Raw genomic sequence first — 22,572 nt, forward strand, 5'->3', positions numbered from 1 at the left:
AATGAGTCATGACCTTCCTCCACTCAATGCCCTCAGGGCGTTCGAAGCCACCGCCCGCTTGAACAGCGTAAGCCAGGCGGCCGAGCAGCTTCACGTTACCCATGGGGCCGTCAGTCGGCAACTGAAGGTGCTGGAGGAGCATCTGGGCGTCAGCCTTTTCGTCAAGGAAGGGCGCGGCCTTAAACTCACAGATTCCGGCGTTCGCCTACGCGACGCCAGCGCCGAAGCCTTCGAGCGGCTACGTACCGTTTGCGCCGAACTGACGCGAAGCACGGCGGATGCGCCTTTCGTATTGGGATGTTCGGGCAGCCTGCTGGCGCGCTGGTTCATTCCGCGGCTGGGCCGGCTCAATGCCGACCTGCCGGACTTGCGCCTGCATCTGTCCGCTGGCGAGGGCGACCTGGACCCCAGGCGGCCGGGACTGGATGCCTTGCTGGTGTTCGCCGAGCCACCCTGGCCAGTGGACATGCAGGTGTATGAACTGGTCAGCGAGCGGATCGGCCCGGTGATGAGCCCCCGTTATGCCGGCTTCGCTCGTTTACAGGCCGCACCGCCAAGGGCCCTGTCGGACGAGCCGTTACTGCATACCACCTCACGCCCCCAAGCCTGGCCGACCTGGGCACGACAAAACGGCCTCGACCCACAAACCCTGAGGTTGGGCCAAGGTTTCGAGCATCTCTATTATCTTCTGGAAGCTGCTGTCGCAGGGCTGGGCGTGGCAATCGCTCCCGAGCCGCTGGTCGCCGAAGATGTGCGCGCCGGACGCCTGGTCGCGCCATGGGGCTTCGATGAAACCCCGGCGCGACTGGCGTTATGGCTACCCAAGCGGGCGGCGGATGGCCGGGCGCGGCAATTGGCCCAGTGGCTCAGGCACGAGTTGAATCAACCGGCTCAGTGACCGCGTTTGCACAGCAGATAGGCGGCGAGCAAACCAATCGCCCCCACCGCGACACCTGCCGTGGTCCATGGGTGCTCCTGGGCGTAGTCACGGGTAGCGAGCCCGGTTTCACGGGTTTTCACCTTGACTTCCTCGTAGGCGTCGCTGAGCAGATGACGAGAATGTTTCAGCGCATTTTCGGCATTGGCCTTCAACGACTTGAGGGTCTTACGCGACTCGTCCGAAGCGTCGTCCTTCAGGGTCTCCAACGACTTGAGCAGACTCTCGATCTCCGCTTCCATGCTTTGCAACGAGGCTTTACGTAATGAAGTGCTGGCCATGGTGGCTCTCTCCTGCAGTGGTTGAGTGCGTGTGAAGTTGGGACTGCGAGGGTTTGTGAAAGTGCAGTAAATCTGAACTTCGAAGCGTAAACGGCACCACACGTAAGGCGAAAAATCGCTGCTAGGCTGTTAAAGACAACCAAGGAGAACGTCATGAGTGATCATCACACCTATAAGAAAGTCGAGCTGGTCGGCTCGTCTGCTACCAGCATCGAAGATGCCATCAACAATGCCCTGGCCGAAGCCAGCAAGAGCCTCAAGCACCTGGAATGGTTCGAAGTCACGGAAACCCGTGGTCATATCGAAAACGGCCGGGCCGCGCATTTTCAGGTGACACTCAAAGTCGGGTTCCGGATTGCAAATAGCTGATGAAGCTGTGAACTTGCACGCTGGCGGAGTGCCATAGGGAATGGCGATGCGCTATCCGACAAGCGCATCCGCTTTCTCGATACCAGCCCAGTCTGATCCGACCAAGGAGTGCGAGCGATGAAAAAGTTGATGGTGGCCCTGGGGTTACTGAGCCTTGCAGGTTCTGCGTTTGCGGCCGGTAAACCCTGCGAAGAGCTCAAGGGCGAAATCGCGGCGAAGCTTGATGGTAAAGGCGTGTCAGGTTATTCGCTGGAGATCGTTGATAAAGGCACAGCGTCCGATGGGGAAGTCGTCGGCAGCTGCGAAGGTGGTACAAAGGAAATCGTCTATAAACGTTGATTTCGCGTGTATGCAAAGCCGACGCATTGCGTCGGCTTTTTCATGGGCGCGATTCAGCCTTTCATGACCTGGGCCAGCACTTCATAGGAACGCAGGCGGTCGGCATGTTCATACAGGTCGCTGGTGAAGATCAGTTCGTCTGCCTGGGTCTGCTCGATCAGCACCTCCAGTCTGGCGCGGATCTTCTGCGGTCCACCCACCATGGCCAGGCCCAGGAAGTCGCCCACCGCTTCCTTCTCGTGGGGCAGCCACAGACCATTCATGGTTTCCACCGGAGGGCGCTGCACCAGGCTCTGGCCACGGATCAACGCCAGGATGCGCTGGTACACCGAGGTCGCCAGGTAATCGGCCTGTTCGTCAGTGTCCGCCGCCACTAACGGTACGCCAAGCATCACGTACGGCTTGTCGAGCGTCGCCGACGGCTTGAAATGGTTACGGTAGATGCGAATCGCCTCGTGCATGAAGCGCGGTGCGAAATGGGATGCGAAGGCGTAGGGCAAACCGCGTTCACCGGCCAGCTGCGCACTGAACAGGCTCGAACCCAACAGCCATACCGGCACGTTGGTGCCGGTACCGGGCATGGCGATGATCCGCTGATCGGGAGTGCGTGGGCCGAGGTAGCGCATCAGTTCGGCGACGTCATCCGGAAAGTCATCCGCACTGCCGGAGCGTTCGCGGCGCAAGGCCCGGGCGGTCATCTGGTCGGAGCCTGGCGCGCGCCCCAGGCCCAGGTCGATCCGGCCAGGAAAAAGGCTCTCCAGCGTGCCGAACTGTTCGGCGATGACCAACGGCGCATGGTTGGGCAACATCACTCCGCCGGAGCCGACGCGAATGGTCGAGGTACCCCCTGCCAGATAACTCAGCAGCACCGCTGTCGCTGAACTGGCGATGCCATCCATGTTGTGATGCTCGGCCACCCAGAAGCGTGTATAGCCGAACTTTTCCACGTGCTGCGCCAAATCCAGGGAGTTGCGCAAGGACTGGCCGGCGTTGCCGTCCGCACGGACAGGGACCAGGTCGAGGGTTGAGAATTTCACGTCGGACAGCTGTTTCATGGGCCAGGATCTCCAACGGCGCTGGGGCTTTTCCACGGGCAAAAGCCTGCCGTTTACTAAAGGTGTGTTCCATGCAATGTGGGCATATACCCGAGTTTCAATAGCTGGATCGAATTTTCCTACTAAATTGGTCAGCTAATCGACAGGATGAACTTTATCGACCGGTCTATCCTCACAACCCTGACAACGGAAAACACCCTGGCGCGAATTCCTCGCGCCGGTTCTTGAGGAGGCAAACATGGCTATCGTTAAGAAAGCATCGGCACACTGGGAAGGTGACCTGAAAACCGGCATCGGCTCCATCTCGACGGAAACCGGCGTGTTGCGCGAAGCCCCTTATGGCTTCAAGGCGCGCTTCGAAGGCGGCAAGGGCACCAACCCTGAAGAATTGATCGGCGCGGCCCATGCGGGCTGCTTCTCCATGGCGTTTTCGATGATCCTGGGGGATGCCGGGCTCAAGGCCGACAGTATCGACACCAATGCCGAAGTGACCCTGGACCAGGTCGATGGCGGCTTTGCGATCACGGCGGTCAAGCTGATTCTCAAGGCGAAGATCCCCGGCGCGAGCCAGCAGCAGTTCGAAGAACTGAGCAACAAGGCCAAGGAAGGATGCCCGGTCTCCAAGGTGCTTAACGCCAAGATCACCCTGGACGCGACGCTGGTGGGCTGACGCGTGGAAACGGTCGCAGCCTTCAGGCGATAAAGGCTGCGACCTTGCAGGGTATCTGTCAGCCCCGCTCAAATTGTGGTCGAATGCACGCCAGCAGTTTCAGCGCCCAGGCAGTGCGCGCTGCAATGAGGAATTCGAGCATGAAACGACTTGCCCTGATGGTCATCGGTTGCGCATTGGCCTCATCGGCGCTCGCCGCACCCAGGTCCTGCGAAGAACTGAAGGTGAAAATCGAAGCGAAGATCCAGGCCAACAACGTGTCGTCCTACACCCTGGAAATCGTCGCCAACGAAGAAGTCCACGACGAGAACATGGTGGTGGGCAGTTGCGAAAATGGCACCAAGAAAATCATCTACCAGAAGAACGACCGTTAGAACACTTCAGGGGATACAACGGGCCTGGCGATCCTCGGCCACGATTTCCCGCCTGGCGTTATAGAGCCGGGCGCTTGGGGTGTAGGCCAGGTTACGCGCTTCCAGGCGATAGCGCTGGCCCGCCTCGAAATGATCGTACCGCACGGTCAGGTAGCACAACCGTTCTTGCGGCTCGCTCAGCATTCCCAGGCCACCGCCGCTGAACACTTCAAAATCGAAGCGCGCTTCCAGTTCGTGACTGCCCGGCGAAACCTGGAAGAAGCGTCCGTCCTGCAGTCGCTGACCATCCAGCTTCTCGGCCATCAGCACCTTGCCACCTGGCATGGGCGTCGAAAAATCGATCCAGGCCATGTTCGGATCAACCGCAGGCAACGGGCTCGTGGCGCAACCGCCCAGAGCAGCGAGGGCGAATAACAGCATATGAATGCGCATGATCCAGGCTCTGTTCGAAAGTCTTGAGACGAAGGTCAAGCAAGGCCGAAACAGCCGAGCAAGCGCAGTGTAGTGGAGTCCATGAGCATTGCGAGGCAGTTTTCAACGCAGCATGAACGAGTGTCAGGGCTTTGCGTACAGAGCCGGGACCTGGGCAGTCAGGCCCTGGGCACAGCGCCGATCAGCTTTGTTGGCAGCCCGCCGGCGTACCTTGACCTACCACTTTGCGCTGTTGGTCATAAAGCTTGGCCCAGGGCCGAAATCCAATGTTGCCGGCCTGCAATTGATAGCGCTGGCCTGCGTTGAAATCCTCGAATTTCACATTCAGACGGCAATCGCGCCACAACGGCTCGGCATCCGGGCCGATGTTGCCGGGCTCGACGGCGAACTGATAACGCACCGTCAGCTCATGGCTGCCGGGCTGCACTTCGAAATAGCGTCGGTCGACGGATGTCATGTCATCGACCTCCAGAGCCTGCAATGCGGTGTTCTGCTGGTTTCCCAGGTCGATCCAGGCTTGGGACGGATCAGGGTCAGGCAGACCGGCACAGCCGGTCAGCAACAACAGGCCACTTGTCAGCATCAAGACGCGCATAGCGAAGCTCCGGGCAGGCGGGATAGTCTTGTTAGTCAGACTTTTCCCAAGGTGATTCCAATTGATCAGGCCGCGTTCAAGCCATCGGTTACTCGACCGCGTTTTCCGGATTTTGTTTCCAGGCCTCCTGCTTTTGTTACTCAACGGTTGCTCCAGCGCCGGTTACTACAGCCAGCTCGTCGGTGGACAGCTGCGGCTGCTGCAGGCCCGCGAGCCTATCGACCAGGTCATCGCCGACCCGGCGCGCGATCCCCAACTACGGGCGCATCTGGTCCAGGCCCGGGCAGCCCGGGAGTTCGCCAGTTCGCACCTGCACCTGCCCGAGAACCAAAGCTATCGCCTGTATGCAGACATTGGCCGGCCATTCGTAGTCTGGAATGTCTTCGCCACGCCTGAATTTTCCCTGGCACCGCAAACCCACTGCTTCCCCATCGCCGGTTGCGTGGCGTATCGCGGTTACTACAGCCAGGGCGCCGCCCGTGGCGAGGCCGCGCTGCAGCGCCTGAAGGGCATGGACGTGGCGATTGGCGGTGTAGAGGCCTATTCGACGCTAGGCTGGTTCGACGACCCGATCCTCAGTTCGATGATGCACTGGGGCGATGAGCGCCTGGCAACGCTGATCTTTCACGAATTGGCACACCAGCGCTTCTACATAAAGGACGACACGGAATTCAACGAGTCCTTCGCCACCTTCGTCGAACAGGAAGGCACTCGCCAATGGCGGGCGAGCCGCGGGCTGGCGCCGGACACCGGTAAACGAATGCGTCAGCGCGATCAATTCATCCAACTGGTCCTCGACACACGTCAGCGGCTCGAACAGCTCTACACCCAACCTCTACCGGCCGAGCAGATGCGCCAGCGCAAGGCCCAGGAGTTCCAGCGCCTGCGCACCCACTATGAACACCTGCGCGACAGCCAATGGGCGGGTGACAAATACTTCGACGCGTGGGTCTATGCGCCGCTGAACAACGCGCGACTGTTGCCGTTCGGATTGTATAGCCGATGGGTGCCGGCTTTTGCGGCATTATTCAAGCAGGTAGACGGCGATTGGCTAGCGTTTTATACCGAGGTCGAAAAGCTGGGCAGGCTTGGGGCTGAAGAACGCAAAGCGGCACTGGAGGCGCTGATGGAGCAGGCCACTTCGCGAGCGAGCTGACTTCGCATTCGGTTGTTGGCAGTCATGCTTTGGGCTTATAGCCAAGCCTTTGTAGACCAGATGACTGGCGAGAACAGACCCGCCAAATGCGGTCATTGCCGAACCAGCATCCCGGCTCATTGAACATAAATGCAGACGGGCACAGTGCAAGCGCCATGCTCGCCCGTTACGGTGATGTATTTGATAAGGCTGTTTTCCGGAATCCTTATGCTGATAGGAGCCTGGGGATAACTCACGCTGTCATAGCCGCGCGTGGGTTCAATGGACACCGGTGAACGGCCTTTCTGGCTGACTTCAATGGGTACTTTGCTTCTGTTCCAGACCTGCGCCGTCACCGGCTTCGTGACATCCGGAGGCTGGACAGTAGCCGCAGGCGTTTCGCCTTCGGGTAGGCCGGCGGGTGCAACCGTTGTATCAGCATGGGTAGGTTGCAGGTATGACGCAAAGAGCAGGACCACCCAGCAGTGTCTTTTGACGTCCATTTCCGGTTCCCTTGATCAGGTTGGAAAGTGCACAAAGCCAACGCGCATCATGGCCTCGATTAAACAATCCGTTTGACCGGCCGTCACCTGTAAGAACTAACAGGGCCTCTAGCGGAAAACGCGATCTTTCCAGGGTCTGGAAACCCTGAAGCTCCAAATGGAAAACCTGCACGTAGCTGGCGTGCAGGTGCACATTGCAAAGACCTGAGCTTGGCAACACCCAGGTCGTAGCCGGTCCTATGCCGTTTTCACGTTCATGGTGATCTTCGCGGTAAACACCTTCACATTCCCTTCATCAAAGATATCCACAGGAACGATCTTGTCTCCGGCTGTCTCCCAATCGATGCCATTGCCATCCGCAACGGCGCGAACATCTGATTTAGCTTTCGCCAGGTATTGCACCGTCATGCCCTTGGGAATCCATCTGGCGCCCGAAGGGATGGAGGCGTCGGTCATCATCCCGCCCGCCAATTCGGCGGCGTTGCACAGCGCGATGGCGTGTACCGAGCCCAGGTGGTTGGTGATTTCCTTGCGAAAGGGAACATTCACCACCGCATGCCCCTGGCTCAGCTCGGAAATTTCGGGCGCGATAGTGCTGAAGTAGGGCGCCATCTGACACGCCAGCTGACTGAACGCAGCGGGACCAACGCTGTTAAACATGCTTAGAGCCTGGCTCATAGGATTTTCCTTTTGTTAGTTATAGAATAATATTCTGTAACGGAACAATATTCCGCATTTTCCAGGCTTGTCAAGCATCACTTTCCTCGCCAATCGATGTACCTTTACGCCTCTGGCAACCCGGCATTTTCTTTATGCATTCAAACGATCTGATCGAACGCGCCTTCCCCGGCAGGCGAGGCGAGCTCAAGCGCAGCATTCTGCGCCAGGCACTGGCCTGCTTTAACGAGACAGGTATCGAAGCGACAAATATCGAAACGATCCGCGCGAAATGCGAAACGAGCGTGGGGGCGATCTATCACCATTTCGGTAATAAAGAGGGCATTGTCGCCACTCTGTTTTTCACAGCCCTGGAGGATCAAGGCGCCCTGCGCGACAGCTATCTGCAAAAGGCACAAACCGCTCAAGAGGGTGTCGTTGCCCTGGTTCACAGCTACGTCGAGTGGGTAGATGAGCATCCAGACATGGCGCGCTTCGTGTTCCAGAGCCGTTTTGCCGTTTCAAGCGGCCCGTTCCAGCAGCAATTGCTTTCGCGTAACAAACAGCGCAATAAGCAGCTACTGGAATGGATAAATGTGGAAGGTCGTAAAGAGTATTTCCGCCATATTCCCGCCGAGCTCTTGCCGTCGCTCATCATCGGTGCTGCAGAAAACTATTCGCGGGCCTGGCTTTCCGGAAGGGTCAGCAAGAGCCCTCGTGAATACAAGGATCTTCTGGCAGAAGCAGCCTGCAGAGCCATCATCTGATCTGCAGGCTTGCCTGCGCCTGCTCGGCAATCTGGTTTCTTTCCGTTGTTGCCTGGCCGTGTCACGCGGTGACGGACGAGCACCTGAGGAGCATGCCTGTCACCCGCGCATGAATGCCTGGTGCAACGCTTCCAAGGTCTGGAAGTGGAACGCCGGGTTTTGCGCGCTCAACTCTTCATGGCTTCCAAACCCATACCCCACCGCTGCCGCATCCAGCCCATTGCTGCGGGCACCAATCAAATCGTGCTTGCGGTCACCGATCATCAGGGTATTGGCCGGATCCAGGCCTTCCTCAGCCATCAAGTGAGCAATCAACTCGACTTTATTGGTACGGGTGCCGTCCAGCTCACTGCCGTAGATCACCTTGAAATGCCGGGCAAAGTCGAAGTGCCGGGCGATTTCCCGGGCGAAGACCCAGGGTTTGGAGGTGGCGATGTACAGCTGCCGGCCCTGCTCGCCCAGGGTTTGCAGTAAGGGCATCACGCCGTCGAAGACCCGGTTTTCGTACAGCCCGGTGACCTTGAAGCGCTCGCGGTAGAAGTTGACCGCTTCCCAGGCCCTGGCTTCGTCGAAGTCATAGAACTGCATGAATGCCTGCAGCAGCGGTGGACCGATGAAATGTTCCAGGCGAGAGAGGTCGGGCTCGTCGATGCCCAGTTTGCCCAGGGCGAACTGGATCGAACGGGTAATGCCCTCGCGCGGGTCGGTGAGGGTGCCGTCGAGGTCGAAGAGTACGGTCTGGTAATGCATGGCAATTCCTGGGGCAGCGTCACGATGTTTGCGAGAGCAGGCGCCCTCGCCACAATGGAAGGTTCGAACGACTCAGGCCTGGTCGTAGCCTTCGGCCAGGTGCAGATCCTTGAGTTTTACGTAGTTGGCTGCGCTGTAGGTGAAAAAGGCGCGCTCCTTGTCCGTGAGTGGCCGGGCCTGCTTGACCGGGCTGCCCACGTACAGAAAGCCGCTTTCCAGGCGTTTGCCCGGCGGTACGAGGCTGCCGGCGCCGATAATCACGTCGTCTTCGACAACCGCACCGTCCATGACGATGCTGCCCATGCCGATCAGCACCCGGCTGCCCACCGAGCAACCATGGAGCATGACTTTGTGGGCGATGGTCACATCATCGCCCACCAGCAAGGGGAAGCCATCGGGGTTGAAGGGGCCGGCGTGGGTGATGTGCAGCACGCAGCCGTCCTGGACGCTGGTGCGGGCACCGATACGGATGCGGTGCATGTCGCCGCGAATGACCGTCAGCGGCCAGACGGAGCTGTCTTCGCCGATTTCGACGTCGCCGATCACCACCGCGGTGCTGTCGACAAAAGCGCCACGGGCGAGCCGCGGGGTGTGATTCTGGTACGTGCGGAGGGTCACGATAGGCTCTCTCTTCTGTATTGATAGCTGCGGTGAGGGGCGATTGTAATTAAGATGGGGCCATGTTTCTTCCAGCCAAGGTGCCCACCGTGAGCGTGAACAACCCTCTTTTGCAGCCCTACGACCTGCCGCCATTCTCGGCGATCCGTGCCGAACATGTGCAACCGGCCATCGAACGGATCCTGGCTGACAACCGTGCCGCCATCGCTGAAATTCTCAAGACCCAGGGCAGCCAGCCTACCTGGGCCGGCCTGGTACTGGCCATGGACGAGCTCAACGATCGCCTGGGCGCGGCCTGGAGCCCGGTGAGCCATTTGAATGCCGTTCGCAACAGCCCGGAACTGCGCGAGGCCTATGAGGCCTGCCTGCCGGCATTGAGTGCCTACTCCACGGAACTGGGTCAGAACCGCGAGTTGTTCCAGGCCTACGAGGCGCTGGCCAACAGCCCCGAAGCCGCCAGCTTCGACGTGGCACAGAAAACCATCCTGGAACATTCCCTGCGTGACTTCCGCCTGTCGGGCATCGACCTGCCGCCCGAACAGCAGAAGCGCTACGCCGAAGTACAAAGCAAACTGTCCGAACTGGGCAGCCGTTTCTCCAACCAACTGCTGGATGCCACCCAGGCCTGGACCAAGCACATCACCGAGGAAGCCGCCCTCGCCGGCCTGACCGACTCGGCCAAGGTGCAAATGGCCGCCGCAGCCCAGGCCAAGGAGCTGGACGGCTGGCTGATCACACTGGAATTCCCCAGCTATTACGCGGTGATGACCTACGCCGAAGACCGCGCCTTGCGCGAAGAGGTCTACGCCGCGTACTGCACCCGGGCGTCCGACCAGGGCCCCAACGCCGGCCAGCACGACAACGGCCCGGTGATGGAGCAGATCCTCGACCTGCGCCAGGAACTGGCCCAACTGCTGGGCTTCGCCAATTTCGCGGAGTTGAGCCTGGCGACCAAGATGGCCGAGTCCAGCGATCAGGTCCTGGGCTTTCTGCGCGACCTGGCCAAGCGCAGCAAGCCGTTTGCCGCGCAGGACCTGGAACAGCTCAAGGCCTATGCCGCCGAGCAGGGCTGCCCCGACCTGCAAAGCTGGGACAGCGGTTTCTATGGTGAAAAACTGCGCCAGCAACGCTACAGCGTGGCCCAGGAAGCCCTGCGCGCCTACTTCCCGATCGACAAGGTACTGAGCGGCCTGTTCGCCATCGTGCAACGCCTCTATGGCATCGAGATTGCCGAACTGAAGGGCTTCGACAGCTGGCATCCGGACGTGCGCCTGTTCGAAATCAAGGAAAACGGCCAGCACGTCGGCCGCTTCTTCTTCGATCTCTATGCCCGCGCCAACAAGCGCGGCGGCGCCTGGATGGACGGCGCCCGGGACCGTCGCCGCACGATCGATGGCGTGCTGCAGAGCCCGGTCGCCAACCTGGTGTGCAATTTCACCCCGGCCGACAGCGGCAAGCCGGCGCTGCTGACCCACGATGAAGTCACCACGCTGTTCCATGAGTTCGGCCATGGCCTGCACCACCTGCTGACCCGCGTCGAACACGCCGGTGTGTCCGGCATCAACGGCGTGGCCTGGGACGCGGTGGAGCTGCCGAGCCAGTTCATGGAAAACTGGTGCTGGGAACCAGAAGGCCTGGCACTGATTTCCGGCCACTACGAAACCGGCGAGCCGCTGCCTCAGGACCTGCTGGAAAAAATGCTCGCGGCGAAGAACTTCCAGTCGGGCCTGATGATGGTCCGTCAGTTGGAGTTCTCGCTGTTCGACTTCGAACTGCACGCCACCCATGGCGATGGCCGCAACGTCCTGCAGGTGCTCGAAGGTGTGCGCGACGAGGTGTCGGTGATGCGTCCGCCGGCCTACAACCGCTTCCCCAACAGCTTCGCCCATATTTTCGCCGGCGGTTACGCGGCGGGTTACTACAGCTACAAATGGGCGGAAGTCCTGTCGGCCGACGCGTTCTCCAAGTTCGAAGAGGACGGCGTGCTCAACCCCGACACGGGCCGCGCCTTCCGTGAGGCGATTCTGGCCCGCGGCGGTTCCCGGGAACCGATGGTGCTGTTCGTCGACTTCCGTGGCCGCGAGCCATCGATTGACGCACTCTTGCGCCATAGCGGCCTGAGCGAGGACGCGGCAGCATGAGCGAGGGGCCTGTGATCACGAAGAAACGCTTTATCGCCGGGGCGGTCTGCCCGGCGTGCAGCGAGCCGGACAAGCTGATGATGTGGAACGAAGACGGTGTACCGCATCGCGAATGCGTGGCTTGCGGTTATTCCGATACGCTCAACGAACAAGGCCTGTCGGTGCCCAAGGAACTGGGTACCCGGGTCAATACATCGGCGCTCAAGGTGCCCGATGCGAAGGTCCAGGCGGTGCAGTTCTTCCCCAATCCCAAGTTGAAGAAAAAGACCGACTGAAACGTCATGTATCACCTGCGGGCCGTCCGGGTCGCAGGCGATACATATATACCGCCAACCCGCGCGCCTTCCTGCCCAGACTGTCCCTCCAGTCCAGACAGAAAGGTTCCCCATGCGCGACGATGACAATCCGCTGTTGCAGGCCCATGACCTGCCGCCCTTTGAGCAGATCCAGGCCGAACATTTCCTGCCGGCCCTCGAGCGGATCCTTGCGCAAAGTCGTGCCCAAGTGGCCGCGATCATCAAGACCCAAACGCCGTTTCCCACCTGGGATGACCTGGTGTTGGCCATGGACGAAATCCATGCGCGCCTGAAAACCTTCGACTACGTCCTCGATACCCTGGCCTCCACCCGAACGGAAGACGCCTGGACCCAGGCCTCACTGGACTGCCGGGAGCGGCTACACGACTTCCAGCAATCACTGGCGAGGAATCCCGATCTGTTGCGCCTCTACCGACAATTGGCGGACAGCCAGATCGCCAGGCACTTCGAACCCGCGCGAAAGCGAGCCCTGGAAAAGATCCTGCAGCGTTTTCGCCAGCAAGGCCTGAACGGCTTGCCGGACGCTGTCCAGGCAGACTTGAACGCCTTGGAAAAGCGAATGCAGACGGCTCGGAATCTGTTTCTCGATCACTTGCACCAGGCCAACAAGGCCTGGAACACATCACTTGTCGATGAGGCTCAGTTGAGCGGCCTGCCACAGGGTTTCAGGCAGCGAATGGCGAACCAGGCACGGGAAGCCGGGCGCCCGGGTTGGTTGCTGACGCTCGATGATGAGTCGTTCGGCATCGTCACAACCTATGCCGACAGTCGCCTTCTGCGCGAACAGATCTACCTCGCCTACAGCACACGCGCATCAGATCGAGGGCCCCACGCCAGTCAGTTCGACAACGGCCCCGTCCTCTGGCAACTGCTGCAGGACCGCCGTCGCTATGCCAGCTTGCTGGGCTACACGGACTTTGCCCAGATGGCTATCGAGCCGGAACAAGCCGAGTCCACGGCGCAGGTCATGGCCTTCCTGCACGAGCAGCTCCAACGGCACCAGGACGCGTTCAGAGGAGATACCCAACAGCTCGAGGCATTCGCCGCCCGGCAAGGTTTCAGCGAGCTCCACCCATGGGATTACCCCTACCTGGCGGAAAAACTCCGCGAGCATACGACGGGCCTTTCAAGGCAGGCCCTGAGCGCCTGGTTCCCGATGCAATCTACGTTTTCACAATTGCTGCTGATCGCCAAGGACCTGTTCGGCGTGGAGTTCATCGAGCGCCGGGATGTGCCGACCTGGCATTCGGACGTTCGCCTTTTCGAAGCCAGGGAATGGGGAGAAACCATCGGCCATCTCTATTTCGACCCTTTCGAAGAGCCCGGCCGGGACGGTTATCCCAACACCACCACACTGCGCAATCGCCGCATCACCGCGGAGGGACGCCCCCGGCACCCGATCGCGGTCCTGCATGGCTGGTTGCCGCGCCCTGCCGACGACAAGCCGGTGTTGCTCAACCATATGCAGCTGCGCATCCTGTGCCATGAGTTCGGCCATTGCCTGCACCACCTGCTGACACGGGCAGAATATCGCGACATTTCGGGCATCACGGAACTCTCTCGCGATACCTGCGAGTTCGCCGGCATGTTGTTCGAGCAGTGGTGCTTCACCCGCGAGGGCCTGGTCCGCTTGTCGAGCCATCACCCGTCCGGAAAACCGCTGCCCGAGGAAGTCGCCGACCGGATACTGGCCTTCGTCGACACCCAGGCCAGCTGGGAAACCGCCGCGCTCTTGCGTAATGCGTTGTTCGATATCGAGCTGCACCGAAGCCACGGCGACGGGCGGACCGTCCAGCAAGTGTTCGACCAGATCAGTGCACAGGTGGGGCATCTGCCCACCACTGGCCAAGAACGTTGGCCCAACGCCCTGGATTACATGGTGACCGGCTACGCAGCCCGGATCTATGCCTATGTCTGGTCGAAGGAACTGGCCCTGAAAACGTTCCAGAGGTTCAAGCGCGACGGACTGTTCAACGGCACGACTGGCCGGGAGCTGCGTGAAACGGTCTTCGGCCCCGGCGATTCACGGCCGCTGTCAGAATCCGTCAGAGTATTTACCGGATCGGAGGCGATCATTGCCCCGGCAGCGTGAGATGCGGGGCCAGGGGTTGGGCCGTCGTAGTCGAGTTGACCCAGCTCTTGAGGGAGCAAAGGGCGAAGACGCTGGTACTGCAGTCACCGTTCGCCAACGCGGCGCGGAGCTTCTTGACGTCTGCGTGCATGACATAACGAATCCCGTCCTTGAAATGATGACTGTCACCAAAGCCACCTTCGGTCATTTCGTTCAAGGCATCCTCCTTGCTCCAGCCCTGCACCACCACCCGGTACATGGCAGCCACCAGCCCGGTGCGGTCGGAGCCGTGCTTGCAATGCATCAGCACGGCCCCCTTGGCTTCACCCGCCTGGATGGCCCGCAAGGCGCTGAGTATGTCGCTGTCATCGACATGATTGGTGCGGTAAGGCAGTTGCACACGGTCTATACCGGGCGTGGATAACCAATCGGCATCCGAGTCGGGCAGGAACGTGATGACCGTGCCGACCCCGAGCTTCGTCAATAACGGCACCGCAGAGCCATCCGGCAAGGCGCTGCGGTAGAGGGTTGGCGACATCTGATACAGGTCGTAGCGCCTCGCCACCGATCGAGCCCATTCGGCAGGCCGCGTCTCAACGGAGTCAGCCGCCTGGGCAGCGGGCTCGGCCAACGCGATAAGCAACGCCAGGCAGAACAATGAATGGAGCTTGAACATGTAGGGCGACCGGACCTGGAGGATTCGAGGCGTCCAGTTTCGGCCCCGGCCGGTTAAAAACCTGTCGGCCAGACGTCAAAGCCGTGTCAACGGATACCCGATCGGGTCTCGACTCGGCCGGGCTGCTCAATGGCACTGGTCTAAATGAATTCCAGCGAATACTGTATGTACATACAGCTTAGCGGAGTATCCCCATGTCAGCCTCTCTTCCACCCCGCGGTCGTGGCACCGCCGCCAACCCGCACAACCGCTTCGCGCCGAGTCGCTCGGTGGCCGAGGACGATGGCTGGTATCAGGAAGTACCGCCGACCCAAGGCACTGAAGTGCGCATCGAAATGGCGAAGACCATCATTACCCGCAACACCTCACCGGACATCGGTTTCGACCGCTCCATCAACCCCTACCGGGGTTGTGAGCACGGCTGCATCTACTGTTATGCACGGCCCAGCCATGCCTACTGGGACATGTCGCCCGGGCTCGACTTCGAGACAAAACTGATCGCCAAGACCAACGCCGCCGATGTGCTGGAAGAGCAATTGTCCAGGCGCGGTTATCAATGCGCGCCCATCGCCCTGGGCTCCAACACCGATCCTTACCAGCCGATCGAGCGCGAACAGCGCATCACCCGACAGATCCTCGAGGTGTTGCTGCGCTACCGTCACCCGGTGACGATCGTCACCAAGGGGTCGCTGATCCTGCGCGACCTGGACCTGCTGAGCGAGCTGGCCCGACAGCGCCTGGTCAGGGTCATGATCAGCCTGACCACCCTGGACGATGAGCTCAAGCGCATTCTCGAACCGCGCGCGGCGGCGCCCAAGGCTCGGCTGCGAGCAATCAGGGTCATGCGCGAGGCCGGTATCGCGGTGGGCGTGTTGTGTTCGCCGATGATTCCGATGATCAATGACAGCGAAATCGAAAGCCTGCTGGCCGAGGCCCATGCCGCCGGCGCGCAAAGCGCGTCCTATATCATGTTGCGCTTGCCGCTGGAGGTCGCACCGCTGTTCGAAGACTGGTTGCAGGCCCACTATCCGCAACGCGCCGCCCATGTCTTGAGCCTGGTGCGCCAGAGCCGCGGCGGCGAGCTCTACGACAGCCGGTTCGGGACGAGAATGCGCGGTGAAGGACCGTTCGCCGACCTGCTGGCCCAACGGTTCGCCAAGGCGCTCAAGCGCCTGGGCCTGGAGCGACGAGGGGGTTACGATCTCGATTGCGACGCCTTTTGTCCGCCGGGCCGACAGATGTCGTTGATTTGATTAAAGTTGACCTTGTGACATGGGCTGAGGATGATCGCACCTGCACTTTAGGTCATGCCTGTAATCCTTGTTCTAGAGCCATCGATTCAGTTTGAGTTAAGTTTCGGTCGCTACCTTGTCCATCGAGTGACTGACAGGTCGGGCAATTCGACCTGGACGTTTTTTAAACAGCCACTAGTGGCCACACAGGCCCCCGTCAAAGAGGATGAATCATGAGTGACAAGGATAAACAGCCGTTGGCTGCGTCGGCTTCAGCCCAACCCGAGGCGGAAACCGCCGATGCAGCGCTGCAGCATATTGTTGACGGCTTTTTGCATTTCCATCACGAGATCTTTCCGCAGCAGGAAGAGCTCTTCAAGAAACTCGCCACCGCCCAGAAACCTAGGGCGATGTTCATCACCTGCGCCGACTCGCGCATCGTGCCCGAGTTGATCACCCATAGTTCTCCAGGCGATCTGTTCGTGACCCGAAACGTCGGCAACGTCGTTCCACCTTACGGACAGATGAACGGCGGCGTCTCCACCGCCATCGAATACGCCGTGCTGGCCCTCGGGGTGCAGCACATCATCGTCTGTGGCCATTCCGATTGCGGCGCCATGCGCGCGGTACTCAACCCCGATACCCTGGAAAAGATGCCCACCGTCAAGGCCTGGCTGCGCCACGCCGAAGTGGCCAAGACCATGGTCCACGACAATTGCCCGTGCGGCGACGAAAAACAGACCATGCCCGTGCTCACCGAAGAGAACGTGATCGCGCAGCTGCAGCACCTGCGAACGCATCCTTCGGTGGCTTCTCGCATGGCCAGCGGCCAGTTGTTCATCCACGGCTGGGTGTACAACATCGAGACCAGCGAGATCAAAGCCTTCGATGCGGACAAGGGATGTTTCCTGCCGCTTGATGGCAGCCATCCGATTCCGGTGGCGACGCCCAAAGCGCGCTTCTAACCACTCCTAAACATCCTTGCATGGTTCAAGCCTTGCTGCTCTTCGAGCGGCCGGGCCTTGCCATGCCTGAAGAAAACTGCGGGAGAGTCGCCATGCGTGCTGCTCAATTGAAAGCTGTTCTGCCACGGGAGCTATTGGCTTCCGTGGTTGTGTTTCTGGTGGCGCTGCCGTTGTGCATGGGCATCGCCATTGCATCCGGCCTGCCGCCAGCCAAGGGGCTGATCACCGGTATCGTCGGTGGCCTGGTGGTGGGTTTCCTCGCCGGTTCCAAGCTGCAGGTCAGCGGGCCGGCTGCGGGCCTGGCGGTGTTGGTTTTCGAGCTGGTGCGCCAACACGGTGTAGGCATGCTCGGGCCGATCCTGCTGCTGGCCGGTTTTCTGCAATTGCTGGCCGGGCGCTTTCGCCTGGGGTGCTGGTTCCGCGTAACGGCGCCGGCGGTGGTGTACGGGATGCTGGCGGGTATCGGCGTGCTGATCGTGCTGTCCCAGGTCCATGTGATGCTCGATGCGGCACCCAAGCCGTCGGGCCTGGATAACCTGGCCGCGTTCCCTGGCGCGGTGGCCCAGGCGTTGCCGTCCTTCGGCTGGCAGGCCGGATTGCTCGGGCTCTTGACGATTGCAGTGATGTGGCTGTGGGAAAAACTGCGTCCCCACAGCCTGCGCTTCATTCCCGGTGCTTTGCTGGGTGTCGGCCTGGCGACCGCCGCCAGCCTGCTGCTGGCTTTGCAGGTCAAGCGTGTGGAAGTGCCGGCGAACATGGCCGAAGCCATTGATTGGCTGCGCCCCGCGGACCTGCTGAACCTGGCCGACCCCGCCGTACTGATCGCCGCATTCGCAGTGGCCTTCATCGCCAGCGCCGAAACCCTGCTGTCAGCAGCCGCCGTCGATCGCATGCACAGCGGTGAACGTGCCGACTTCGACCGCGAACTGTCGGCGCAAGGTATCGGCAACATGCTGTGCGGCCTGCTCGGCGCCCTGCCGATGACCGGCGTGATCGTTCGCAGCTCGGCCAACGTCCAGGCCGGCGCCACCACGCGGATGTCGACGATTTTCCACGGCCTGTGGTTGCTGCTGTTCGTGTTGTTGCTATCCAGCGTGCTGCAAAGCATTCCGGTGGCGAGCCTGGCGGGTGTGCTGGTGTACACCGGTTTCAAACTGGTGGACCTCAAGGCCTTTCGCGGCCTGGGCCGTTACGGCCGGATGCCGATGTTCGTTTACGCCGCGACGGCGTTGGCGATCATCTTCACCGACCTGCTGACCGGTGTGCTGATCGGTTTCGGCCTGACCCTGGCGAAACTGGCCTGGAAAGCCTCGCGCCTGAAAATCAGCCTGATCGACTTGCCCCAGGACGGTGAGATGGAACTGCGGTTGGTGGGTGCGGCGACCTTCCTCAAGGTGCCAGCCCTGACCCAGGTGCTGAACACCATTCCAGAAGGTGCGACGGTGCATGTGCCGCTCAACAACCTGAGCTACATCGACCACTCCTGCCTGGAACTGCTCGAAGAATGGAGCCGGGCCAATGCCAGCAAGGGTTCGAAGCTGCTGATCGAATCCCGCGGGCTCAAGCGCAGGCTGGAGGGGCGATTGCGCACGACCGTGGGGGTTGGCGCGGCTTCTGCCTGACACCCAGGAAATCCTGTGGGAGCGAGCATGCTCGCGATAGCGACGTGTCAGCCAGCTGCGAGGTGGCTGGTCCAATGCCATCGCGAGCAGGCTCGTTCCCACAAAGATTTAAGTTGCCCTGATGGATCAAGCCGCCGGCTGGTCCAACTCCAGCCCCACGCCCAGGCGCCGGGACATGCACGGCCAGCGCTTCCAGGCCGCGCCGGTTTCCGGGCTGCTGAGCTTCTCGCGGTAGCTCTCTACCGACTCCAGTGCAAACGTCTCGTCGTTGAGCATCTCATCGAACGTGTGATGCACCACTTCATCGAGTTGGTTGGCGAATTGCTCACCGATCAGCTGGTGAGCAATCAGATTGGCGACCGTCATGTCCAAGGGGATCAGTGGCTGGCCGAAATGCTTGATGTACAGGTCGTTGACCTCTTCGACAAACCGGTGCGCCAGGTAGGCTTCGTCCAGCAGGCTGTCGAGCCCGACGTGCCCGGCCATGATGGTCGGCGGCTGGAGGAAGTACTGTTCGGCGATCTTCAGTACCGGTTTGATCTGCGACTCGATACCCGCTTCCCTGGCGACCTCGTTGGCGGCGTCCAGCAGGTCGGGGACTTCGTCGATATAGGCGGCGACAAAACGCGCCAGGACGTCGTTGGCGTTCGCGTCCGGCAATTGAATGGCACGGTGCAGGTTCGGCAGTTGCTCCGTCAATTGACGGGTCAACTGGCCGGTCTCGGCTTCATGTTGTTGGGCTTTTTGGATCTGCTCGCGCAATGCGGCGGTGTTCATGACAACTCCAGGAAAACAAAGGCAATGAAATAGGGAAGACATAACTTAGCTGGCGTAAAAACACTCCTAAGACCCATTTGTCATAAATACCCCTTGCTTGATGCATCGGCGCTATATCGATTTGCCATCACTCAGGTTCGCATCCTTCTCCATTCGCGGGCTCGGGCGCAAGTCCCGTCTGTTTCAAGCGATTTACGCCATCGCGTTGCGAGGTTGCAGTCGCTGTCTATACTCGGGTTGGAATGGAGTTAGCTGATGAACCCGATGTTAGGCAGCAAGGCAACGGCGCAATGAGTTCGTAGTCTGATGTAGCCGCTCCCTTGCCGAAGGCGTGACGCCTACGGGATAACAAGAACGATAAGGGGAACCCGCAATGATGCGACATCCACATGTATGGATGGGCCTCCTGTTGTGTTCGATTTTCAGCCAGGCACAAGCGGCCTGGACTGTGAATATGGCGCCTGGAGCGACACAGATCAGCAATGCAGTATTCGACCTGCACATGACCATCTTCTGGATCTGTGTAGTGATCGGCATCATCGTCTTCGGGGCCATGTTCTGGTCGATGATGATGCACCGCCGCTCGACGGGCCAGAATGCGGCCCACTTCCACGAAAACACCCGCGTCGAAATCCTCTGGACCATCGTGCCGTTCCTGATCCTGGTGGCCATGGCGGTTCCCGCCACCGCCACGCTGATCAAGATGTACGACTCCAGCGAATCGGAGATCGACATCCAGATCACCGGGTATCAGTGGAAATGGCACTACAAGTACCTGGGCCAGGACGTGGAGTTCTTCAGCAACCTGGCCACCCCCACCGAACAGATCCATAACCAGAGCGCCAAGGGCGAACACTACCTGCTGGAGGTCGACAAGCCGCTGGTGCTGCCGGTCGATGCCAAGGTGCGCTTTTTGGTGACCTCCGCCGACGTGATCCACTCCTGGTGGGTGCCGGCCTTCGCGGTCAAGCGCGATGCGATCCCCGGCTTCGTCAACGAAGCCTGGACCCGCGTCGACAAGCCCGGCCTGTACCGTGGCCAATGCGCCGAGCTGTGCGGCAAGGACCACGGCTTCATGCCCATCGTGGTGGAGGTCAAGAGCAAGCCCGACTATGAAAAATGGCTGGGCGAACGCAAGGCCGAAGCCGCGCAGCTCAAGGAGCTGACCAGCAAGGAATGGACCCTCGAAGAACTCAAGGAACGTGGCGACAAGGTCTACCACACCACCTGCGTGGCCTGTCACCAGGCTGAAGGCCAGGGATTGCCGCCGATGTTCCCGGCGCTCAAGGGGTCGAAGATCGCCACCGGGCCGATCAAGGATCACCTGAACATTGTCTTCCACGGCAAACCCGGCACCTCCATGGCCGCGTTCGGCAAACAGTTGTCGGAAGTCGATATCGCCGCGGTCGTGACCTATGAACGCAACGCCTGGGGCAACAACAAGGGCGACATGGTGACGCCCAAAGAAGTGCTGGAACTCAAACAGGCGCAAAGCCAATGAGCCGGCCTGACGTGTGTTCCCGCAACCGGGCGGGGCTCGTTGCCCCGCGCCGTCCAGCCCATTCGTTCGAAGGAGACAGGACATGAGTGCTGTGATCGATGACCACGGTCATGCCGGCGCCGACCACGCCCACGGCCCCGCCAAGGGCCTGATGCGCTGGGTACTGACCACCAACCACAAGGATATCGGCACGCTGTACCTGTGGTTCGCATTCTCCATGTTCCTGCTGGGCGGCTCGTTCGCCATGGTGATCCGCGCCGAGCTGTTCCAGCCCGGCCTGCAGATCGTGCAGCCGGAATTCTTCAACCAGATGACCACCATGCATGGCCTGGTGATGGTCTTCGGCGCGGTGATGCCGGCCTTCGTCGGCCTCGCCAACTGGATGATCCCGCTGATGATCGGCGCGCCGGACATGGCCCTGCCGCGCATGAATAACTTCAGCTTCTGGCTGCTGCCGGCGGCGTTCCTGATGCTGGTGTCGACCCTGTTCACCCCCGGGGGCGGGCCGAACTTCGGCTGGACCTTCTATGCGCCGCTGTCCACCACCTACGCACCGGAAAGCGTGACGTTCTTCATCTTCGCCATCCACCTGATGGGGATCAGCTCGATCATGGGCGCGATCAACGTGATCGCCACCATCCTCAACCTGCGCGCCCCCGGCATGACCCTGATGAAGATGCCACTGTTCGTCTGGACCTGGCTGATCACCGCGTTCCTGCTGATCGCGGTGATGCCGGTGCTGGCCGGCTGCGTGACCATGATGCTGATGGACATCCACTTCGGCACCAGCTTCTTCAGTGCCGCCGGCGGCGGTGATCCGGTGCTGTTCCAGCATGTGTTCTGGTTCTTCGGCCACCCCGAGGTGTACATCATGATCCTGCCGGCCTTCGGTGCCGTCAGCTCGATCATCCCGGCCTTCGCCCGCAAGCCGCTGTTCGGCTACACCTCGATGGTCTACGCCACGGCGGCCATTGCGTTCCTGTCGTTCATCGTCTGGGCGCACCACATGTTCGTGGTGGGCATTCCGCTGGTGGGCGAGCTGTTCTTCATGTACGCCACCCTGCTGATCGCCGTGCCCACCGGGGTAAAGGTGTTCAACTGGGCCAGCACCATGTGGCAAGGCTCGCTGACCTTCGAGACGCCGATGCTCTTTGCCGTGGCGTTCGTGATCCTGTTTTCCATCGGTGGTTTCTCCGGGCTGATGCTGGCCATCGCACCGGCGGACTTCCAGTACCAGGACACCTACTTCGTGGTCGCCCACTTCCACTACGTGCTGGTGCCCGGTGCGATCTTCGGCATCTTCGCCTCGGCCTACTACTGGCTGCCGAAATGGACCGGCCACATGTACGACGAAACCCTCGGCAAGCTGCACTTCTGGCTGTCCTTCGTGGGCATGAACCTGGCCTTCTTCCCGATGCACTTCGTGGGGCTGGCGGGCATGCCACGGCGGATTCCCGACTACAACCTGCAGTTCGCCGACTTCAACATGGTCTCGTCCATCGGCGCGTTCATGTTCGGCACCACGCAGATCTTCTTCCTGTTCATCGTGATCAAGACCATCCGTGGCGGCGAGCCGGCACCGGCCAAGCCGTGGGATGGCGCCGAAGGACTGGAATGGAGCGTACCGTCGCCGGCGCCGTATCACACCTTTACCACGCCGCCGGAAGTGAAATGAGATGACTCATGCAACCCCTGCGGGAGCGAGCTTGCTCGCGATAGCGGTCTTCCCGGCACACCGCGTCGCCTGCATCGCGAGCAAGCTCGAGCCCACAGGAATACGGATGAGGA

The 22,572-nt window shown here is 60.6% G+C and carries 25 protein-coding genes; 15 read left to right on the top strand and 10 right to left on the bottom strand.

Annotated features, from left to right (window positions below; translation table 11 throughout):
- Position 1 precedes the first annotated feature (1 nt).
- Positions 2–898, top strand: coding sequence for a LysR family transcriptional regulator (locus BT179_RS25355; RefSeq protein ID WP_072432237.1), 897 nt, complete (start codon positions 2–4; stop codon positions 896–898).
- Here BT179_RS25355 and BT179_RS25360 read toward each other — a convergent pair.
- Positions 892–1,218: an ElaB/YgaM/YqjD family protein gene (locus tag BT179_RS25360; RefSeq protein ID WP_072398036.1), complete on the bottom strand. Its 327-nt coding sequence runs from the start codon at positions 1,216–1,218 to the stop codon at positions 892–894. The genes BT179_RS25355 and BT179_RS25360 overlap by 7 nt on opposite strands.
- Positions 1,219–1,371: 153 nt before the next feature.
- Between BT179_RS25360 and BT179_RS25365 the strand changes: the two genes are divergently transcribed.
- Positions 1,372–1,587: a dodecin gene (locus BT179_RS25365; protein ID WP_072398037.1), complete on the top strand. Its 216-nt coding sequence runs from the start codon at positions 1,372–1,374 to the stop codon at positions 1,585–1,587.
- A gap of 117 nt (positions 1,588–1,704) precedes the next feature.
- Complete coding sequence (locus BT179_RS25370; protein WP_072398038.1) at positions 1,705–1,926, top strand: DUF1161 domain-containing protein; 222 nt, start codon at positions 1,705–1,707, stop codon at positions 1,924–1,926.
- Positions 1,927–1,979: 53 nt separating this feature from the next.
- On the opposite strand, the gene BT179_RS25375 is transcribed toward BT179_RS25370, so the two are convergent.
- Positions 1,980–2,981 (bottom strand): LLM class flavin-dependent oxidoreductase, encoded by a 1,002-nt coding sequence (locus BT179_RS25375; protein ID WP_072398039.1) that lies wholly within the window; start codon positions 2,979–2,981, stop codon positions 1,980–1,982.
- Positions 2,982–3,219: 238 nt separating this feature from the next.
- Here BT179_RS25375 and BT179_RS25380 point away from each other — a divergent pair, with 238 nt between their 5' ends.
- Positions 3,220–3,651 (top strand): OsmC family protein, encoded by a 432-nt coding sequence (locus BT179_RS25380; RefSeq protein WP_072398040.1) that lies wholly within the window; start codon positions 3,220–3,222, stop codon positions 3,649–3,651.
- 140 nt (positions 3,652–3,791) lie between these two features.
- A complete protein-coding gene (locus BT179_RS25385) occupies positions 3,792–4,025 on the top strand; it encodes a DUF1161 domain-containing protein (RefSeq protein ID WP_072432238.1) in 234 nt (77 codons plus the stop codon).
- A 6-nt stretch (positions 4,026–4,031) separates the two neighbouring features.
- Here the strand turns inward: BT179_RS25385 and BT179_RS25390 are convergent, their stop codons facing one another.
- Both BT179_RS25390 and BT179_RS25395 read right to left on the bottom strand, forming a co-directional pair.
- Positions 4,032–4,457, bottom strand: coding sequence for a PA0061/PA0062 family lipoprotein (locus tag BT179_RS25390; protein ID WP_072398042.1), 426 nt, complete (start codon positions 4,455–4,457; stop codon positions 4,032–4,034).
- Positions 4,458–4,638: 181 nt separating this feature from the next.
- Positions 4,639–5,052 carry a PA0061/PA0062 family lipoprotein gene (locus BT179_RS25395; RefSeq protein WP_072398043.1) on the bottom strand — a complete coding sequence of 138 codons (414 nt, stop codon included), beginning with the start codon at positions 5,050–5,052 and terminating at the stop codon, positions 4,639–4,641.
- Between the two features lie 61 nt (positions 5,053–5,113).
- On the opposite strand from BT179_RS25395, the gene BT179_RS25400 reads away from it, so the two are divergent.
- A complete protein-coding gene (locus tag BT179_RS25400; protein WP_072432239.1) occupies positions 5,114–6,208 on the top strand; it encodes an aminopeptidase in 1,095 nt (364 codons plus the stop codon).
- A gap of 116 nt (positions 6,209–6,324) precedes the next feature.
- Here the strand turns inward: BT179_RS25400 and BT179_RS26650 are convergent, their stop codons facing one another.
- Both BT179_RS26650 and BT179_RS25405 read right to left on the bottom strand, forming a co-directional pair.
- Complete coding sequence (locus BT179_RS26650; protein WP_072398045.1) at positions 6,325–6,690, bottom strand: hypothetical protein; 366 nt, start codon at positions 6,688–6,690, stop codon at positions 6,325–6,327.
- Between the two features lie 237 nt (positions 6,691–6,927).
- Positions 6,928–7,368 (bottom strand): hotdog fold domain-containing protein, encoded by a 441-nt coding sequence (locus BT179_RS25405; RefSeq protein ID WP_072398046.1) that lies wholly within the window; start codon positions 7,366–7,368, stop codon positions 6,928–6,930.
- A 134-nt stretch (positions 7,369–7,502) separates the two neighbouring features.
- Between BT179_RS25405 and BT179_RS25410 the strand changes: the two genes are divergently transcribed.
- Positions 7,503–8,114, top strand: coding sequence for a TetR/AcrR family transcriptional regulator (locus tag BT179_RS25410; RefSeq protein ID WP_072398047.1), 612 nt, complete (start codon positions 7,503–7,505; stop codon positions 8,112–8,114).
- Between the two features lie 99 nt (positions 8,115–8,213).
- Here BT179_RS25410 and BT179_RS25415 read toward each other — a convergent pair whose 3' ends face one another.
- Together BT179_RS25415 and BT179_RS25420 are read right to left on the bottom strand one after the other, a co-directional pair.
- The gene (locus BT179_RS25415; RefSeq protein WP_072398055.1) at positions 8,214–8,864 is read right to left on the bottom strand and encodes an HAD family hydrolase; all 651 of its coding nucleotides are present in this window, start codon (positions 8,862–8,864) and stop codon (positions 8,214–8,216) included.
- Between the two features lie 72 nt (positions 8,865–8,936).
- Positions 8,937–9,482, bottom strand: coding sequence for a gamma carbonic anhydrase family protein (locus tag BT179_RS25420; protein ID WP_072398056.1), 546 nt, complete (start codon positions 9,480–9,482; stop codon positions 8,937–8,939).
- Positions 9,483–9,544: 62 nt separating this feature from the next.
- Between BT179_RS25420 and prlC the strand changes: the two genes are divergently transcribed.
- From prlC to BT179_RS25435, 3 genes are all read left to right on the top strand, one after another.
- Complete coding sequence (gene prlC, locus BT179_RS25425) at positions 9,545–11,623, top strand: oligopeptidase A (protein WP_177305137.1); 2,079 nt, start codon at positions 9,545–9,547, stop codon at positions 11,621–11,623.
- Positions 11,620–11,898, top strand: coding sequence for a YheV family putative zinc ribbon protein (locus BT179_RS25430; RefSeq protein ID WP_024778466.1), 279 nt, complete (start codon positions 11,620–11,622; stop codon positions 11,896–11,898). Before prlC ends, BT179_RS25430 begins: the two co-directional genes overlap by 4 nt.
- 112 nt (positions 11,899–12,010) lie before the next feature.
- The gene (locus BT179_RS25435; RefSeq protein ID WP_072432240.1) at positions 12,011–14,032 is read left to right on the top strand and encodes a M3 family metallopeptidase; all 2,022 of its coding nucleotides are present in this window, start codon (positions 12,011–12,013) and stop codon (positions 14,030–14,032) included.
- Here the strand turns inward: BT179_RS25435 and BT179_RS25440 are convergent.
- Positions 14,013–14,687, bottom strand: a complete 675-nt coding sequence (locus BT179_RS25440; RefSeq protein ID WP_072398058.1) for a phosphatase domain-containing protein — start codon at positions 14,685–14,687, stop codon at positions 14,013–14,015. The genes BT179_RS25435 and BT179_RS25440 overlap by 20 nt on opposite strands.
- Before the next feature lie 194 nt (positions 14,688–14,881).
- Here BT179_RS25440 and BT179_RS25445 point away from each other — a divergent pair, with 194 nt between their 5' ends.
- The 3 genes from BT179_RS25445 to BT179_RS25455 all read left to right on the top strand — a co-directional run bounded on the left by BT179_RS25445 (position 14,882) and on the right by BT179_RS25455 (position 18,506).
- On the top strand, positions 14,882–15,940 hold the full coding sequence (locus BT179_RS25445) for a PA0069 family radical SAM protein (RefSeq protein WP_072398059.1): 1,059 nt from the start codon (positions 14,882–14,884) through the stop codon (positions 15,938–15,940).
- Between the two features lie 212 nt (positions 15,941–16,152).
- Positions 16,153–16,884, top strand: coding sequence for a carbonic anhydrase (locus tag BT179_RS25450; RefSeq protein WP_072398060.1), 732 nt, complete (start codon positions 16,153–16,155; stop codon positions 16,882–16,884).
- A 92-nt stretch (positions 16,885–16,976) separates the two neighbouring features.
- Positions 16,977–18,506, top strand: a complete 1,530-nt coding sequence (locus tag BT179_RS25455) for a SulP family inorganic anion transporter (protein WP_072432241.1) — start codon at positions 16,977–16,979, stop codon at positions 18,504–18,506.
- 126 nt (positions 18,507–18,632) lie between these two features.
- On the opposite strand, the gene BT179_RS25460 is transcribed toward BT179_RS25455, so the two are convergent.
- Entirely contained in the window at positions 18,633–19,283 is a 651-nt protein-coding gene (locus BT179_RS25460) for a hypothetical protein (RefSeq protein ID WP_072398068.1), read from the bottom strand.
- A gap of 373 nt (positions 19,284–19,656) precedes the next feature.
- Between BT179_RS25460 and coxB the strand changes: the two genes are divergently transcribed.
- Positions 19,657–20,784 carry a cytochrome c oxidase subunit II gene (coxB, locus tag BT179_RS25465; protein ID WP_072398070.1) on the top strand — a complete coding sequence of 376 codons (1,128 nt, stop codon included), beginning with the start codon at positions 19,657–19,659 and terminating at the stop codon, positions 20,782–20,784.
- 82 nt (positions 20,785–20,866) lie between these two features.
- The gene (ctaD, locus tag BT179_RS25470) at positions 20,867–22,459 is read left to right on the top strand and encodes a cytochrome c oxidase subunit I (RefSeq protein WP_072398072.1); all 1,593 of its coding nucleotides are present in this window, start codon (positions 20,867–20,869) and stop codon (positions 22,457–22,459) included.
- Positions 22,460–22,572: the final 113 nt, after the last annotated feature.

The organism is Pseudomonas sp. NFACC43 (genome assembly GCF_900119645.1).
Lineage (GTDB): Bacteria > Pseudomonadota > Gammaproteobacteria > Pseudomonadales > Pseudomonadaceae > Aquipseudomonas.